This window comes from Luteimonas composti, from assembly GCF_042678665.1.
Lineage (GTDB): Bacteria > Pseudomonadota > Gammaproteobacteria > Xanthomonadales > Xanthomonadaceae > Luteimonas > Luteimonas composti.
Genome location: NZ_JBHTKU010000004.1, coordinates 103,992 through 120,743, shown reverse-complemented (window position 1 = coordinate 120,743; position 16,752 = coordinate 103,992). Strand labels below are relative to the sequence as shown.

Here is a 16,752-nt window from a genome sequence, read left to right as displayed (position 1 = left end):
ATGTCGGCCGTGGTCGCCCTCGACACCCTGCTGGCCGCGCGCACGCTGTGGCATGCCGGGCGCAGCGCGGTCATCGCCGCGGACGGCGAACCGACCGGGCATGCCGCGCTCGACGCGCTGCTGCCGCAGGGCGGCTGGCCGCGGCGCGCGCTGACCGAACTGCTGCTGCCGGCCGACGGGGTGGGCGAGCTGTCGCTGCTGCTGCCGACGCTGGCGCGCTGCACGCAGGCTGGCGAACGCGTGGTGCTGGTGGCGCCGCCCTATGTTCCCTATGCGCCGGCCCTGCAGGCGGCGGGCGTGGACCTGTCGCAGCTGCGCATCATCGAAGCCGCGCCGCGCGATGCGCTGTGGGCGTTCGAGCAGTGCCTGCGCAGCGGCAGCTGCTCCGCGGTGCTGGGCTGGCCGCAGCAGGCCGACGCGCGCGTTTTGCGCCGCCTGCAGGTTGCCGCCGATACGGGCCAGTGCCTGGGCTTCGCCCTGCGCGACCGCCGCCACCTCGCCAACCCCTCGCCGGCGGCGCTGCGCCTGGAAGCGGTGCGCGCGGAACGCGGCATCGCCTGGCAGGTGCGCAAGTGCCGCGGTGGGCCGGTGCCGGCGATGCCGTTCGTGGTCGAACACCATCAGGATCCATCGCACCTTGCCAGCGATGTTCCGGCGCGCCGCGAGCTCAATACTCCCTCCCCCGTTCGCGGGGGGCGAGGGCAGGCCGCTTGCGCGGCACCGCCGCGCGACCTGACCGAGCGCCCGGCGTGCTACGCCGGGCCGGACGGGCTGGGGTGGGGGCCGGCCCGCCGCGACGCTCCCCCCCGCGCCTCCGGCGCGCTCCCATCCGCCTTCGGCACCTTCCCCCGCGAGCGGGGGAAGGGAAGGGCAATAGATCCATCACACTTGACCAGCGAAGTCCCGGCGCGCCGTATCGCCAACGCTCCCTCCCCCGTTTGCGGGGGAGGGCTGGGGTGGGGGCAGGCCGGTCGCGACGACATCACACGCACCTTCGACGCGCCCCCATCTGCCTTCGGCGCCTTCCACGAACGGAGGAAGGACAGGTCCCTGCCTGGCATCGAACCCGATCCCCCACGCGTGGCCATCGATGTCCCGATGCGTCGCATGGCCAGTGTCTCTTCCAGCCCGCAGCAAGAACTGCAGTTCGTTGCTGTCCCTGCGCCGCTCGCGCGTGACTGACGCCAATGCTCTGGGCCTGCGTACTGCTGCCGCAACTGGCGCTGGATGGCGTCCTCCGGCGTCTGCCTGACCCCGATGCGCCGCTGGCGCTGGTGACCGGGCCTGCGCAGCTGCGCAGCCTGCATGCAGTGAATGCCGCCGCTGCCGAAGCCGGGCTCCGCCCCGGCATGCGCCTGACCGCCGCGCATGCGCTGCTGCGCGATTTCGCGATGGTCGAACACGACCCGCAGGCCGAGGCGCGCTGGCAGCGTTTCCTCGCCGCCTGGGCCTATCGCCACAGTTCGCTGGTGAGCGCGCAGTGGCCGGGCTGCATCGTGCTGGAGGTGCGCGGTAGCTTCCGCCTGCTCGGGCCCTGGCCAGGGATCGAACGCCGCCTGCGCGGGGAGCTGGCCGCGCTGGGCTTCGAACACCGCATCGCGCTGGCGCCCACGCCGCGCGCCGCGCATGTCTTCGCCGGCCTGCGCGACGGCCTGGCGCTGATGCATGGCGAGGCCATGCGTACCACCCTCGACCGCGTCCCGGTGCGACACGCGCGCCTGCCGGAAGACAGTGGCGAACGCCTGCAGCGCATGGGGGTGCGCCATCTGGGGGCTTTGCGCGCGCTGCCGCGCGACGCGCTGCGCCGCCGCTTCGGCCTGCCGGTGCTCGAGCACCTCGACCGGCTCTACGGCAAGGCCGACGACCCGCTGTCGTGCTATGCGCCGCCCGACCATTTCGACGCACGCGTCGAACTCGGCTACGAGGTCGAGAGCCACATGGCGCTGCTGTTCCCGCTGCGACGGCTGGTCGGCGACCTGTGCACCTTCCTGTCGATGCGTGACGGCGGCGTGCAGCGCTTCGTGCTGCGGCTGGAGCACGAGACCGGGCATACCGACGTCGAAGTCGGCCTGCTCTCGGCCGAGCGCGATGCGGCGATGCTGTTCGAAGTCACCCGCAGCCGGCTGGAGAAGGTACGGCTCGAACGCCCCGTGGTCGGCGTGCGCCTGCTTGCGCGCGAACTGCCGCCGTTCGCACCGGCCTCGCGCGACCTGTTCGACACCCGCAGCCAGCAGCAGCTGCCCTGGCCGCAGCTGCGCGAACGCCTGCGCGCACGCCTGGGCGACGAGGCGGTGTACGCGGTGGCGCCCTCGGGCGATCCGCGCCCCGAACGGGCCTGGAAACGGATGGGCGACGCCGCGGCCGTGGTCGACGAGGCGCCCCCGCGCCCGCCGCGTCCGTGCTGGCTGTTGCCGCGCCCGGTCCCGCTGCGCGATCCGCGCCCGCGCATCGTCTCGGGCCCCGAACGCCTGGAAAGCGGCTGGTGGGACGGCGGGGATGCGCGCCGCGACTACTACGTCATCGAGACTTCGCAGGGACAGCGTGCGTGGGCCTTCGCGCCTGCGGGCGAGCAGGGCGGCTGGATGCTGCAGGGGTGGTTTTCGTGAGCGTCGGAGTGCGCGCTCTGCTCCTTCCTTCGCTCGCGGGAGGCTGGGGTGGGGGCGACATTCGCCGCGTTGCCCAACGCGCGCTTCGCGCGCGCCCCCATCCCAGCCTTCCCCCGCACGCGGGGGAAGGGGCGAAAGCAGGGGCGCGTGGGGTGGGCTTTGCTCCCTCCCCCGCTTGCGGGGGAGGGTTGGGGGTGGGGGTTGCCGGAGACTGCGCCCCGTGACTGACCACGACGATGTCGATCGCGATACCCCCGGCGGCCGCCCACCACGCGCCTGGGAAACCGCGCAGCGCCTGCGCGGGTTGGCTTTGGCCGCCAACGACGATGCGCCGGTCGAGGACGGACTGCCGGCCTACGCCGAACTGCACTGCCTGTCGGATTTCTCCTTCCTGCGCGGCGCCGCCAGCGCCGAGGAACTGTTTTCGCGCGCGGCGCAGTGCGGTTACGAGGCGCTGGCGATCACCGACGAATGCTCGCTGGCGGGCATCGTGCGTGGGCTCGAAGCGGCGCGCGAAACCGGCGTGCAGCTGATCGTCGGCAGCGAGTTCACCCTCGACTGCGGCCTCAAGTGCGTGCTGCTGGTGGAGACGCCGGCCGGCTACACGCGCCTGTGCGAGCTGATCACCACCGCGCGCCGCGCCGTCACCGGCAAGGGCTACCGGCTCACGCGCGATGACGTGGAACGCCACGTCGGCGACGTCGATCCGGCCCTGTGCGGCCTGTTCGCGCTGTGGGTGCCGGGGCGCGAGGTCGACCTGTCCCAGGGCGAATGGCTGCGTGGGGTGTTCGCCGATCGCGCCTTCCTCGCGGTGGAACTGCACCGCGAACACGACGACGTCGCGCGCCTGGCGCAGTTGCTGGACGTGGCGGCCATGCTCGGCCTGCAGCCGCTGGCCGCCGGCGACGTGCACATGGACGTGCGCCGCCGTCGCGCGCTGCAGGACACCATGACCGCGATCCGTCACAACAGTACGCTGGCCGAATGCGGCGCGCAGCTGTTCCGCAACGGGGAGCGCCACCTGCGCACGCGCCGCGCGCTGGGCAATATCTACGGCGCGGCACTGATGGACGCGGCGGTGCAGCTCGCGCGGCGCTGCACGTTCGACCTGATCAAGGACCATCGTTACGCCTATCCGGTGGAACTGGTGCCCGAAGGCCATACCCCCACCACCTGGCTGCGCGAACTCACCCGTCGCGGCCTGCATGAGCGCTGGCCCGAAGGTGCGCCGGTGGAGGTGATCGCCCAGATCGACGACGAACTCGCCCTGATCGCCAAGCTCAGGTACGAGGCCTTCTTCCTGACCGTCGAGGACATCGTCCGTTTCGCGAAGTCGCGGGAGATCCTGTGCCAGGGCCGCGGTTCCTCGGCCAATTCGGCGGTGTGCTTCGCCCTCGGGATCACCGTGGTCAACCCGGCCGAGAGCCGGCTGCTGATGGCGCGCTTCCTGTCGGAGGAGCGCAACGAGCCACCCGATATCGACGTCGACTTCGAGCACGAGCGCCGCGAGGAAGTGCTGCAGTACGTCTATGCCAAGTACGGCCGCCATCGCGCCGCGCTGGCCGCCACCGTGATCCGCTATCGCGGCAAGAGCGCGGTGCGCGACGTGGCCAAGGCTTTCGGCCTGCCGCCCGACCAGCTCTCGCTGCTGGCCGACTGCTTCGGCTGGGGCAACGGCGAGTCGCCGATGGAGCAGCGCCTGCGCGAGGCCGGCTTCGATCCGGACAACCCGCTGATCCAGCGGGTGCTGGCGCTGACCATGCAGCTGCGCGACCACCCGCGCCATCTCTCCCAGCACGTCGGTGGTTTCGTGATCAGCGATGCGCCGCTGTCGACCGTGGTGCCGGTCGAGAACGCCTCGATGCCCGAGCGCAGCATCATCCAGTGGGACAAGGACGACCTGGAGACGATGAAGCTGCTCAAGGTCGACTGCCTGGCCCTGGGCATGCTCACCTGCATCCGCAAGGCGGTGGAACTGGTGGAGCGCCATCGCGGCTACGAGGTGGACCTGGCAAGGCTGCCCACCGACGACGCGCCCACCTTCGAGATGATCCAGGCCGCCGACACTGTCGGCGTGTTCCAGATCGAATCGCGCGCGCAGATGAGCATGCTGCCGCGGCTCAGGCCGGAGAAGTACTACGACCTGGTGGTGGAGGTGGCGATCGTGCGTCCGGGCCCGATCCAGGGCGACATGGTGCATCCCTACCTGCGGCGCCGGCAGGGCAAGGAGGCAGTGACCTATCCCTCGGACGGGGTGAAGGAAATCCTGGGGCCGACCCTCGGCATTCCGCTGTTCCAGGAACAGGTGATGGAGCTGGTGATCCATGCCGGCTATAAGCCGCACGAGGCCGACAACCTGCGTCGCTCGATGGCGGCCTGGCGGCGCGGCGGCGACATGGAGCCGCACCGCATCCGCATCCGCGAACTGATGGTGGGCAAGGGATATGCACCCGAGTTCATCGACCAGATCTTCGAGCAGATCAAGGGTTTCGGCTCCTACGGTTTCCCGCAGAGCCACGCCGCCTCGTTCGCCAAGCTGGTCTACATCAGTTGCTGGCTCAAGCGGCACGAACCTGCGGCCTTCTACTGCGCCCTGCTCAACGCGCAGCCGATGGGCTTCTACTCCCCCAGCGAAATCGTGCAGGACGCCCGCCGCAGCCGCAGCGGCCGCGCCAGCGTCGAGGTGCTGCCGGTCGACGTGGGCTGCAGCGACTGGGACTGCACCCTCGAAGGCGGCGGTGTCTATCGCGGTAACGACGGCGGGCAGGCGGCGATCCGCCTGGGCTTCCGACAGATCAAGGGCATGTCCGAGGCCATGGCCAGGGCCATCGTCGCGGCCCGCGCGCAGCGCCCGTTCGCCGACGTGCGCGACCTGTGCCTACGCGCGGGCCTGGACGAGAAGGCCCGCACTGCGCTGGCCGAGGCCGGCGCGCTGGCCTCGTTGGCGGGACATCGCCACGCCGCGCGCTGGGCCGTGGCCGGGATCGAGCGCCAGCGCCCGCTGCTGCCGGGCAGCCCCGACGAGGACGAGATCGCGCTGCCCGCGCCTTCGGCCGGCGAGGAGGTGGTGTCGGACTACCGCAGCACCGGGTTGACGCTGGGCGCGCACCCGCTGTCGCTGATCCGCGAACGCCTGCGCGCGCAGCGGGTGCTCGACTCGCGCCAGCTGCTGGAACTGCCGCACGGGCGCGGCGCCTTCGCCGCCGGCATCGTCACCCAGCGCCAGCGACCGGCCACGGCCAAGGGCACGATCTTCGTCACCCTCGAGGACGAGCACGGCATGGTCAACGTGGTGGTGTGGGCGCACCTGGCGCTGCGCCGGCGCAAGGCCCTGCTCGGCGCGCGCCTGCTGGGCGTGCGCGGGCGCTGGGAACAGGTCGATGGCGTCCGCCACCTGATTGCGCGCGACCTGCAGGACCTGACCGGCCTGCTCGGCCAGGTGCGCACCAGCTCGCGGGATTTCCGCTGATGAAGGCGCTGCGCACTGCTTCGCTGGCCGACGACCTGTTCGCGCCGTCCATGCTGCAGCTGGTGGACGATGCACAAGGTGGCGCGCGCTACTGGCCGGGCGTGGTCGACCCGGCCACCGCCCGGCGCTGGTTCGACGCGCTGGTGGAGGACGCGGAGTGGCGCCACCTGCGCCGGCCCATGTACGACCGCATGGTCGACGTGCCGCGCCTGCTGGCGTCCTACCAGGTCGACGATCTGCCCGGCCATCTGCCGCTTTCGGCGATGCTCGACTGCGTGCGGCGCCACGTCCCCGCGCCCTTCACCTCGATCGGCATGAACTGGTACCGCGACGGCAACGACAGCGTCGCCATGCACGGCGACAAGCTGCACCTGCTTGGCGACGGCCATCCGATCGCCATCCTGTCGCTGGGCGCGCCGCGGAGGATGCTGATCCGCGCGATCGACGATCACTCGGACCGCGTCGCGGTCGACCTCATGCCGGGCAGCCTGCTGGCGATGAGCCATGCGATGCAGCGCACGCACGAGCACGGGATCCCGAAGGTGAGGGAGGCGGGGGCGAGGATCAGTGTGGTGTTCCGGGCCAGGGGACAGTAGCCCGGCCGCAAACTGTCTTTCGCCTTTCGCCTTTCGCCTTTCGCCTTTCGCCTTTCGCCTTTCGCCTTTCGCCTTTCGCCTTTTGCCGTTTGTCTTTGCGGTTGCGGTTGCGGTTGCGGTTGCCTTTGACGTTCGAGCCGTAAAGCGAGCCGAGCACCGCAGGCGGAGGTGGCCGAAGAGGGGCCCATGTCTGAGCGCAGCGAGTTTGGGCCCCGTGCCGCCTCCGGCGAGGAGCGCAGGGCACGGCGCCGCGCAGCGGCGACGGCTCGCGTCCGGCGGAAAGGGCTTTTGGTTCCTTTTAGCCCGTCAAAAGGAACTCGCACGCGCGGCGGGCGAAAGCTCTGCTCCTGCCTTGCTTCCCGCTTTCCAGAAGGCAGAAGGTCAAGGGCAACAGCTTCCGCGCTGTCGCGCGCCTTACTTCTGTCTTGGCAAAAGTAAGCACGGAGCAGCGCAGCAGCGAAGAACGGCGAAGCCGGCCCAAAGGTCGAGCGCAACGCGCGAGTCAAACCGCCTCCGCCTGGACGCGAGCCGGTCCAGCTGCGCCGGTCCGGTCCCCTGCGCTTCTCAGGCGTCGGGGCACGCGGCCCAAACTCGCTGCGCTCAGACATGGGTCGCTCTACGGCCCCGCCGCCCTGCGATGCTCGGCTCGCTTTACGACTCGAGGATCAGGAGCAAGAACAGGGCCCAGAACAGCAGCAGCAACAGCGATAAGGACAACGAAGCGCAACAGCGAGGGGCAACAACGAGGGGCAGGGGCGGCCTCAGGCCGCCTCCACCTCTTCATCCATCCACACCTTCCTGTACGCCGGGCGCGCCTGGAACGCCTGCAGCCAGCGCTGCACGTTCGCGTGCCCGCCCGCATCCACCCCGCAATAGGTGCTGTACGTCACCACGCTCGCCACGATCAGGTCGGCCAGGGAGAAATCGTCGCCGAGCAGGAAGGGCGACTTCGCCAGCTGCGCATCGAGCCGGCCCAGGGCCGCGTCCAGGCGCGCCAGCACGTCGGCGGCGAGCGGGGCGTGGTGCAGCCTCGGGTCCGCGTGTGGGCTCTGCGCGAAATTCAGCGTCGAAACAAGGGCGCCGTAGCTGACATACGCCCAAGTGCTCCACGACAGCGCGACCAGCCGCTGCGGCGTGCCGGATGCCGGCCACAGGCCGCGTTCGACGCCGTGCCGGTCGCCCAGCCACTGCAGGATCGCCAGCGCCTCGTACAGCGGCGTGCCGTCGACCACCAGGGTCGGGACCACGCCATGCGGGTTGATCGCAAGGTAGGCCGGGGATTTCTGCTCGCCGCTGGCCAGGTCGAACTGCACGATGTCGGCGTCGAGGCCGAGTTCGGCGAGGGCATGCTGGACGGGGACGGCGCTGGACATCGGGGCGGCGAAGAGCTTCAGGGTCATGGCGGTCGCTCCTGTGGATGGCGGGGCCGGCGTGCGTGGCCGGACGTGGAACAGGCTAGGCCCCCATTGCGGACAGGTTCGGTCCGCAATCCATGCCATCCTGCGGCCATGCTCCAGACCTCATCGCGCCTGCTGCGCCTGCTTTCCCTGCTGCAATCGCGTCCGTTCTGGCGCGGCCGTGAACTCGCCGCGCGCATGGACGTCACCGAACGTACCGTGCGCCGCGACATCGACCGCCTGCGCAGCCTCGGCTATCCGGTGGACGCGAGCGCGGGCATGGCCGGCGGCTACCAGCTCGCCGCGGGCAGCAACCTGCCGCCGCTGCTGCTGGAGGACGACGAAGCGCTGGCCGTGTCGCTGGGCCTGCGCCTGGCCACCGCCGGCACCGTGCAGGGCATGGAGGAAGCGGCGCTGCGCGCCTTCGCCAAGCTCGAGCAGGTGATGCCGGCGAGGCTGCGCACGCGCGTGCGCAACCTGCATGCGGCCGTGCTGCCGATCGGCCCCGATGGTCCCGGCGTGCCCTACGACCGGCTCGCCGCCCTCGCGCAGGCCTGCCGCGCGCTGCAGCGGCTGGAGTTCGACTACGCCGACCAGGAGGGCCGCGCCAGCGTGCGCCAGGTCGAGCCGCACGCGCTGGTCTCCACCGAAGCCCGCTGGTACCTGCTGGCCTGGGACCTCGGTCGCGGCGACTGGCGCACCTTCCGTGTCGACCGCATCGCCGGCTTGCCGAGGGGGGGCGAACGCTTCCTGCCGCGCAAGGTGCCGGGCGGGGATGCGGCCGTCTTCGTCTCGCGCGCGATCTCGGTGCAGCCCTATGCGCTGAAGGCGCGCATCGTCCTGCACGCGCCCTTGGCGCGGATGCGCGAACGCATCCCGCCCTCGGTCGGCCATCTCTCCGCCTGCGATGCCGGCAGCTGCGTGCTGGAGACCGGTGCGCAGCGGCCCGACGTGCTCGGATTCCACCTGGCCATGCTCGGCGTGGACTTCAGCGTGCTCGAGCCGGTCGAGCTGCGCGAACACATGCGCGCGATGGCGCGGCGGCTGCGCAGGGCGGGCGCGGGCGAGCCCCGGGCCCCGGAGCCGCGCTCGCACCGATCTTGAGCGGACGCGTGGTCAGGCGTGGCGCCGCACCCAGTCCAGATAGGCGTCCATCCAGCCCTGCAGGAAGTCGCGACTGCCCTCGGCGATGTCGGCGCCATCGAGCACGTCGTCGGCCTTGAGGAAGGCCTCGGGCTGGCCCAGGGTCGGCATGTCGAGATAGGCGAGGATGGTGCGCAGGTGCTGCTGCGCCGCAGCGGTGCCGATCGCACCGATGGACACGCCGATGATGCCGGCCGGCTTGTCCGGGAAGGCGCTATCGCCGTACGGGCGCGAGGCGTGGTCGAGCGCGTTTTTCAGCACGCCGGGAATCGATCGGTTGTATTCGGGCGTCACGAACAGCAGGCCGTCGGCCTCGCGGATGCCCTGCTTGAGTCGGGTGACCGGAGGCGGCGGCGAATCGTCGTCGTCCTGGTTGTACAGCGGCAGGTCGTCGATGCGCAGCCGGCGGAACTCGACGTCGTCGGGTGCGAGCTTGGCGAGGGCGTCGGCCAGCCGCGCGTTGAACGAATCCTGGCGCAGGCTGCCGACGATCACGGCGATGGTGAGCGACATGGGGAACTCCGGTAACGGCCGCGGGCCGGACCGTCCGGGGCTGCGCGGCGCGCCAAAGATGGACGCGCCCGCGTGAACGCCGTGTCGGCAGGCCCTCCCGTCGCGGCGCTTTGACGCAGGCGGGGCCAAGCTGGCCACGCGCCACATGGAAACCACGATGCAATCCAGGCACCTGCGCTTCGGAAAAGGCTTCCGGCCGGTCTTCGCGGTCCGCAAGGTCCAGGCGGCGGAGATGGTGATCCCGCCGGGCGGCAGCGAAGGTGGGCCCGACAACTACCACCGCGGCGCGGACCAGTGGATCTACGTGGTGGCGGGCTCGGGCCTGGCCATCGTCGACGGCGCGCGACGCAAGCTGCGGGAAGGCAGCCTGCTGGTCATCGAACGCGGCGAGCGCCACGAGATCCGCAACACCGGGCACGGGCTGCTGAAGACGCTCAACTTCTATTCGCCCCCGGCCTATACCGACGGCGGGAATCCACGGCCCCCCGGGCGGCGCGCGGCGCGCAAGCGTGCAGGCTGAGCGCGCCGCGCCACCGGCAACGCAGGGCGCCGCAGGACCGAGGCAGTTGCGCCGCCCCCCGTGCGTTGGCATGGTGCGGTGACCTGACCGGAGCGCGATCCTTCGATGCCTCCATCGCCACGTTCCAAGCGGTCCCGCGGTTCGGTCTCCAAGGTGGCGGCCGTCGGGGTGACGGTGGGCCTGCTGATGATGCTGGGACTGGGCCTGTTGCTGTGGCAGGACCGGGGCACGCGCATCGCGGGGGGCCAGCGCCAGGCGCTTGCCCTGTCCACCGGCGTGGACCGCCTGCTGCGGCAGGAACTCGGCAGCCTCGAACGCGCCCTGGGGGGGATCAGCGCCGATGCCGCCCGTTACGGGGATCGGGCGCCGGAGCAGGCCGATGCGCTGCTGCGCGACGCGATCGCGGGCGTGGTGGCACGGCGAGCCGAACTGGCCTCGGTCGTGCTGGTCGACGCGCAGGGCCGTGCCCTGGCCGAAGGCGGACAGGGCGACGAAGACCTGCCGCAGTGGTCCGCGCGTGCGCACGGACAACTGGCGGTAGGCGGCCTGGAGCCGGACGGGCAGGGCGGCTGGCGATTGCGCGTGGCCCTGCCGTTCGACGATGGCCGCTGGCTGCTGGGCCGTCTGCATACGGTGGCCATCGAACGGATGATCGACGACCTCGACGTCGGCCGCGAAGGGCAGGTCACCGTGCTCGACCGCAACGGCGTGGTGATCGCACGGTCGCCCGACGCCGACCGCCATGTCGGCAGGCGCACGCGGCTGCCTCCGGAACTGCGCGACGCGCGCGGCACCACCTCCGGGTTGCGCGTGAGCCAGATCGACGGGGTGGCGCGCCTGTCCGGGTTCAGCGCGACCAGCGGCTACGACCTGATCGTGGTCGCGGGCCTGGGCGTGCGCGAGGCGCTGGTGCCCTGGTATCGCAATGTATCGCTCGCGATCGGCTTCCTGCTCCTGTACTGGCTGGGCATGGGCTATTTCCTGCGGCGGCTGGCGAAGGGCGAGCGGGTGCGCGAGGCGCTGCTGTCCGAACTGGAGGAACAGGCCGACTGGCTCGACCAGGCGCAGCGCGCCTCGCGCACCGGCGTGTGGCGGATGGAAGCCGACGGCGAGCGCATCAAGGTTTCCGCGCACATGGCCGCGCTCTACGGTTTCGAGCCCAAGGGCGGGGTGATGCCGCTGGCGGACTTCTTCGCGCGCATGCACCCGGACGACCGCGACGAGGTCGAGCGTGCCTTCGCCCGGACGCTGGAGGCGGGAGAGCCCTACCAGGCGGAGTTCCGCGTGCACCCGCGCCCGGGCGTGGAACGCTGGCTGCGCAAGCGCGGGGGACTGGTCTCCGACAGCCAGGGCACCGCACGGGTGTCGGGCACCGTGGTGGACGTCACCGAGGGCCACGAGGCGCAGGCGCGCATCGAGCGCGCGGAAGCCCAGTTCCGGGCGCTGTTCGAGCGCAACCCCCTGCCGTTCTGGGTGTTCGACGAACAGACGCTGCGCTTCCTGGCGGTCAACGACGCGGCCGTGGCCTCGTACGGCTACAGCGAAGCCGAGTTCCGCCGCATGACGATCCTCGACATCCGCCCGCGGGACGAGCGCGCGAAAGTGGAGGCGTCGATGGCGCAACGCGGCCCGCGCGAGGACGTGGACGGTATCTGGAGCCACGTGCGGCGCGACGGCAGCCGCCTGGACGTGCGTGTGTTCAGCAGCGGCATCGAGTTCGCAGGCCGGCCGGCGCGGCTGGTCCTGGCCGAGGACGTCAGCGATCGCGTGGCCTACGAGCGCGACCTCGCCTGGCGCGCCAGCCACGACGACCTGACCGGCCTGTCGCGCCTGTCCAGCCTGATCGAAGAGGTCAACGCGCGCCATGTCCCGGGGACGCGCTACGCGGTGGCCTTCGTCCGCATCCGCGGGATGGAGCTGATCGCGCCGACGCTGGGCGCGCATACCAGCGAGCTGCTGCTGCGCGAAGTGGCCGCGCGCATCGATGAAGTGGGGCGCAGGTTCGGCCTGAGTGGATTCTGGCCGGGCGAGTCGTTCGTGGTCGTGGCGCTGGACGCGGCCCGCCGCGAGGAGATGCTGGCGGCGCTCGAGGAAATGGTGTCGGTGCCGGTGGACACCGAGGGCGGCGCGCATCCGGTCGAGGCCTCGATCGGCATCGCCGAGGGACCGGAAGACGGCCAGGGTGCCGAGCAGGTCATCGGCCACGCGGCACTGGCGGCGCTGCAGGCGCGGCGCGAGCAACTTCCGCTGTTGCCCTACGACGGCGGCATGGCCGAGCAGGCGACCGAACGCATCGCGCTGGCGAGGCAGCTGCGCAGCGCGCTCGACCAGGGCGAGTTCGAACTGCACTACCAGCCGATCCGGCGCGTCGCCGACGGCCGCGTGGTGGCGCTGGAGGCGCTGCTGCGCTGGCGGCACGAGGGGCGGATGGTGTCGCCGGCGGTGTTCGTGCCGCTGGCCGAGGCCTCGGGCCTGATCGTGCCGATCGGGTGCTGGGTCCTGGAGCAGGCCGCGCGCTGCCATGCGCGGCTGGGGGAACGCGCGCTCGGAGGAGTCTCGATCGCGGTCAACGTCTCGGCCGTGCAGTTGCTGGGCGACACGCTGACCTCCGTGGTGCGCCAGGTGCAGCGGGAATACGCACTTTCGCCCGGAGCGCTGCACGTGGAGCTGACCGAGAGCGTGGTGCTGCGCCAGCCGCAGACGGCCCGCGCGCGCATGCTCGAACTGCGCGAGGCGGGAGTGTCGATCTCGATCGACGATTTCGGTACCGGCTTCTCCAGCATGGCCTACCTGCGCGACCTGCCGCTGGACTATCTCAAGATCGACCGCAGCTTCGTGCAGGGCGTGCACGCCGACGAACGCAACGCCTCGATCTGCCGCGCCCTGATCGCACTGGCGCACGGGCTGGGCCTCGGCACGATCGCCGAGGGGGTGGAACAGCCGGAGGAACTGGACTGGCTGCGCGCGAACGGCTGCGACCAGGCCCAGGGCTACCTGCTGGGCAGGCCCGCACCGCTGGCGGAGGTGCTCGACGCGATCTCGTCGGCCGGTGCATGACGGGCCGCGAACCGGTTGCGCGCCCGCGCATCGGTTCGCATCCGTCAAGTGCGGCGCGAAAAGACTTGCATTGCGCAACGACTTCCGCATCGGCGCGCACGGCTGCCCGCGACTTATCCACGCTGGCTGTGGACAACGTTGTGGAACGGCCATTGAACAATCGTCGCCAGCCCGCGTGGCGCCATGGCCGGGGACGGTTTGGCGAAAACAACGCCAATGCCGCAAACGCGAACCGCCCCTTGCGGGGCGGTTGCGCGTGTGCTTGCGGAGGTGGCGAAAAAACCGTCAGGCCTCCGCCGCTTCCTCCTTGAAGGCATCCACCGGGATGCAGGCGCAGAACACGTTCTTGTCGCCGTGGACATTGTCCACGCGCGCCACCGGCGGCCAGTACTTCTGCTGGCGCAGGCTGGGCAGCGGGAACGCAGCGAGCTCGCGCGGATAGGCATGCGTCCACTCGCTCGCCGCCACCGCGTCGGCGGTGTGCGGCGCGTTCTTGAGCGGGTTGTCCTCGCGGTCGAGCTTGCCTTCCTCGATGGCGCGGATCTCGTCGCGGATCTGGATCATCGCATCGATGAAGCGGTCCAGCTCGTGCAGCGATTCGCTTTCGGTCGGTTCCACCATCAGCGTGCCCGCGACCGGGAAGCTCAGCGTCGGCGCGTGGAAGCCGAAGTCGATCAGGCGCTTGGCCACGTCCTCGGCGGTGACGCCGGTGGCCTTCTCCAGCGGACGCAGGTCGAGGATGCACTCGTGCGCCACCAGGCCGTTGCGGCCGGTGTAGAGCGTGCGGTAGTGCGGGGCCAGGCGGCGCGAGATGTAGTTGGCGTTGAGCAGGGCCACCTGGGTGGCCTTGCGCAGGCCGGGTGCGCCCATCATCGCGATGTACATCCAGCTGATCGGCAGGATCGACGCGCTGCCGTGCGTGGCGGCCGACACCATGCCCACCGCGCCGCTCGCATCCTTGTGCCCGCGCGGCAGGAACGGCGCGAGGTGCGACTTGACCGCGCAGGGGCCCACGCCCGGGCCGCCGCCGCCGTGCGGAATGCAGAACGTCTTGTGCAGGTTGAGGTGGGACACGTCCGAGCCCCACTTGCCGGGCTTGGCCAGGCCGACCAGCGCGTTCATGTTGGCGCCGTCGGTGTACACCTGCCCGCCGTGCTGGTGGACGATCTCGCAGATCTCGACCACGTCCTCCTCGAACACGCCGTGCGTGGACGGGTAGGTCATCATGATCGCGGCCAGGTTGGCCGAATGCTTGGCGGCCTTGGCGCGGATGTCCTCGACATCGATGTTGCCGTTGGCGTCGCACTTGGTCACCACGACCTTCATGCCGCACATCTGCGCAGAGGCCGGGTTGGTGCCGTGCGCCGACTCGGGGATCAGGCAGATGTCGCGATGGCTCTCGCCGCGCGAAGCGTGCCAGGCGCGGATCGCCAGCAGGCCGGCGTACTCGCCCTGGGCGCCGGAATTGGGCTGGAAGCTCACCGCGTCGTAGCCGGTGATCTCGACCAGCATCGCCTCCAGCGAGGCCACCAGCTCCTGGTAGCCGCGCGTCTGCGCGGCCGGGGCCAGCGGGTGGATGTTGGCGAACTCGGGCCAGGTGATCGGGATCATCTCGGCCGTGGCGTTGAGCTTCATGGTGCACGAGCCCAGCGGAATCATCGTGCGGTCCATCGCCAGGTCCTTGTCGGCCAGGGCGCGCAGGTAGCGCAGCAGCTCGTGCTCGCTGTGGTGGGTGTTGAACACCGGATGCTGCAGGAACTTCGACTCGCGCAGCAGGGCCTGCGGCAGCGCATCGGCCACCTCGGCATCGAGCGCGTCGATGGCGCCGCCGTCGAGCGAGGTGCCGAAGATCTTGGCCAGGGCGGCGAGGTCGGCGCGGGTCACCGTCTCGTCCAGGCTGATGCCGACGCTGGTCGCGTCGATCTTGCGCAGGTTGATGCGCTGGTGGCTGGCGTAGGTATGGATCTGCTCGGCGTCCACGCCGGTCACGTGCAGCGTGTCGAAGAAGTCGCCGCCCACCTGCACGCCGGCGCGCCGCAGCGCCTCGGCCAGGATCGCAGCCTGGCGGTGGACGCGGCGCCCGATGCGCGCCAGGCCGTCGGGCCCGTGGTAGACCGCGTACATCGAGGCCATCACCGCCAGAAGCACCTGCGCGGTGCAGATGTTGGAGGTCGCCTTCTCGCGGCGGATGTGCTGCTCGCGCGTCTGCAGGGTGAGGCGGTAGGCGGGCATGCCGCCCGCATCGACCGACACGCCGATCAGGCGGCCCGGCATCGAGCGCTTGAACGCGTCGCGGCAGGCCATGAAGCCGGCATGGGGGCCGCCGAAGCCGAACGGCACGCCGAAGCGCTGGCTGTTGCCGACCACGATGTCGGCGCCCCATTCGCCCGGCGCTTTGAGCAGCGTGAGGGCGAGCAGGTCGCTGGCCACCGCAAGCAGCGCGCCGCGCGCGTGCACCGCCTCGGCCAGCGTGGCGTGGTCCTCGATGCGGCCGAACGTGTTGGGGTACTGCAGCAGCACGCCGAAGCTGTCCGCGTCGGCGGCGCCGGCGGCCGGACCGACCTGCAGCTCGATGCCGAGGCCGTCGGCGCGCGTGCGCACCACTTCCAGCGTCTGCGGGTGCACGTCGTCGGCGACGTAGAACAGGTTGGACTTCGACCGGGCCGAGCGCTTGGCCAGGGTCATGGCTTCGGCGGCGGCGGTGGCCTCGTCTAGCAGCGAGGCGTTGGCGATGTCCATGCCGGTCAGGTCGGCGCACATCTGCTGGAAGTTGATCAGCGCTTCCATGCGGCCCTGCGAGATCTCCGCCTGGTAGGGCGTGTAGGCCGTGTACCAGGCCGGGTTCTCGAGGATGTTGCGCAGGATGACGTTGGGCGTGTGGGTGCCGTAGTAGCCCTGGCCGATGAAACTGCGGAACACGTCGTTCTTCTGCGCGATGGCGCGGATCTTCGCCAGCGCCTCGACCTCGGTCAGCGAGCCGGGCAGGGCCAGGCCGGGGCTGGAGGCCGGGTCGAGGCGGGCGCTGGGCTGGATGCTGGCCGGCACGATCGCCTCGGTCATCGCCTCCAGCGAGTCGTGGCCGACCTCGCGCAGCATGTGCGCGACCTCGGCGTCGTTGGGGCCGATGTGGCGTTCGACGAAGGCGTCGTGGTGTTCGAGTTCGCGCAGGCTGGGCTTGGACATGGCAGGCACCGGGAAGTGGAGGGCGCCGCCGGAATGGCGGGCCGTCGTTCCGGCCTGGGCCGGAATCCGCGCTGCCGCCGCCTTGCGGGGTGGCGGGCGCGGAGCCGGGCAGCGTCTGTCCGGCGACGGGCATTCCGTGGCGTGGGTGCCCCTCTGTCCTTTTGCCTGAGAGTTTGGAAGCGCGCACGGCGAGCGCTTCGTGCCCCTTCGGCGCCGGTTCCGGCAAGGCCGGTCGGTCTCTCCAGAGTGTTTGCCGCGTCCGGTGGTA

Annotated in this window: 9 protein-coding genes, 1 pseudogene and 1 riboswitch; of the genes and pseudogenes, 7 read left to right on the top strand and 3 right to left on the bottom strand. The window is 71.0% G+C overall.

The window, feature by feature from the left end; translation table 11 throughout:
• The 4 genes and pseudogenes from imuA to ACFQ2D_RS12545 form a co-directional block, all read left to right on the top strand.
• Window positions 1–618: pseudogene (gene imuA / locus ACFQ2D_RS12560) on the top strand (translesion DNA synthesis-associated protein ImuA); the annotation flags it as partial.
• Between the two features lie 569 nt (window positions 619–1,187).
• The gene (locus ACFQ2D_RS12555; protein ID WP_280943944.1) at window positions 1,188–2,606 is read left to right on the top strand and encodes a Y-family DNA polymerase; all 1,419 of its coding nucleotides are present in this window, start codon (window positions 1,188–1,190) and stop codon (window positions 2,604–2,606) included.
• Window positions 2,607–2,826: 220 nt separating this feature from the next.
• The gene (locus ACFQ2D_RS12550) at window positions 2,827–6,075 is read left to right on the top strand and encodes an error-prone DNA polymerase (protein WP_280943943.1); all 3,249 of its coding nucleotides are present in this window, start codon (window positions 2,827–2,829) and stop codon (window positions 6,073–6,075) included.
• Window positions 6,075–6,671, top strand: a complete 597-nt coding sequence (locus tag ACFQ2D_RS12545; RefSeq protein WP_280943942.1) for an alpha-ketoglutarate-dependent dioxygenase AlkB — start codon at window positions 6,075–6,077, stop codon at window positions 6,669–6,671. Before ACFQ2D_RS12550 ends, ACFQ2D_RS12545 begins: the two co-directional genes overlap by 1 nt.
• A gap of 761 nt (window positions 6,672–7,432) precedes the next feature.
• Here the strand turns inward: ACFQ2D_RS12545 and ACFQ2D_RS12540 are convergent.
• Window positions 7,433–8,071, bottom strand: coding sequence for a glutathione S-transferase family protein (locus ACFQ2D_RS12540; protein WP_280943941.1), 639 nt, complete (start codon window positions 8,069–8,071; stop codon window positions 7,433–7,435).
• A gap of 108 nt (window positions 8,072–8,179) precedes the next feature.
• Between ACFQ2D_RS12540 and ACFQ2D_RS12535 the strand changes: the two genes are divergently transcribed.
• Complete coding sequence (locus ACFQ2D_RS12535) at window positions 8,180–9,172, top strand: helix-turn-helix transcriptional regulator (RefSeq protein WP_280943940.1); 993 nt, start codon at window positions 8,180–8,182, stop codon at window positions 9,170–9,172.
• 12 nt (window positions 9,173–9,184) lie between these two features.
• On the opposite strand, the gene ACFQ2D_RS12530 is transcribed toward ACFQ2D_RS12535, so the two are convergent.
• The gene (locus ACFQ2D_RS12530) at window positions 9,185–9,724 is read right to left on the bottom strand and encodes an NADPH-dependent FMN reductase (RefSeq protein ID WP_280943939.1); all 540 of its coding nucleotides are present in this window, start codon (window positions 9,722–9,724) and stop codon (window positions 9,185–9,187) included.
• A 157-nt stretch (window positions 9,725–9,881) separates the two neighbouring features.
• On the opposite strand from ACFQ2D_RS12530, the gene ACFQ2D_RS12525 reads away from it, so the two are divergent.
• A complete protein-coding gene (locus ACFQ2D_RS12525; protein ID WP_280943938.1) occupies window positions 9,882–10,244 on the top strand; it encodes a cupin domain-containing protein in 363 nt (120 codons plus the stop codon).
• 105 nt (window positions 10,245–10,349) lie between these two features.
• Window positions 10,350–13,301, top strand: coding sequence for a bifunctional diguanylate cyclase/phosphodiesterase (locus ACFQ2D_RS12520; protein ID WP_280943937.1), 2,952 nt, complete (start codon window positions 10,350–10,352; stop codon window positions 13,299–13,301).
• 285 nt (window positions 13,302–13,586) lie between these two features.
• On the opposite strand, the gene gcvP is transcribed toward ACFQ2D_RS12520, so the two are convergent.
• Window positions 13,587–16,493 (bottom strand): aminomethyl-transferring glycine dehydrogenase, encoded by a 2,907-nt coding sequence (gene gcvP / locus ACFQ2D_RS12515; protein WP_280943936.1) that lies wholly within the window; start codon window positions 16,491–16,493, stop codon window positions 13,587–13,589.
• A gap of 134 nt (window positions 16,494–16,627) precedes the next feature.
• Window positions 16,628–16,739, bottom strand: a riboswitch (glycine riboswitch).
• Between the last annotated feature and the right edge of the window lie 13 nt (window positions 16,740–16,752).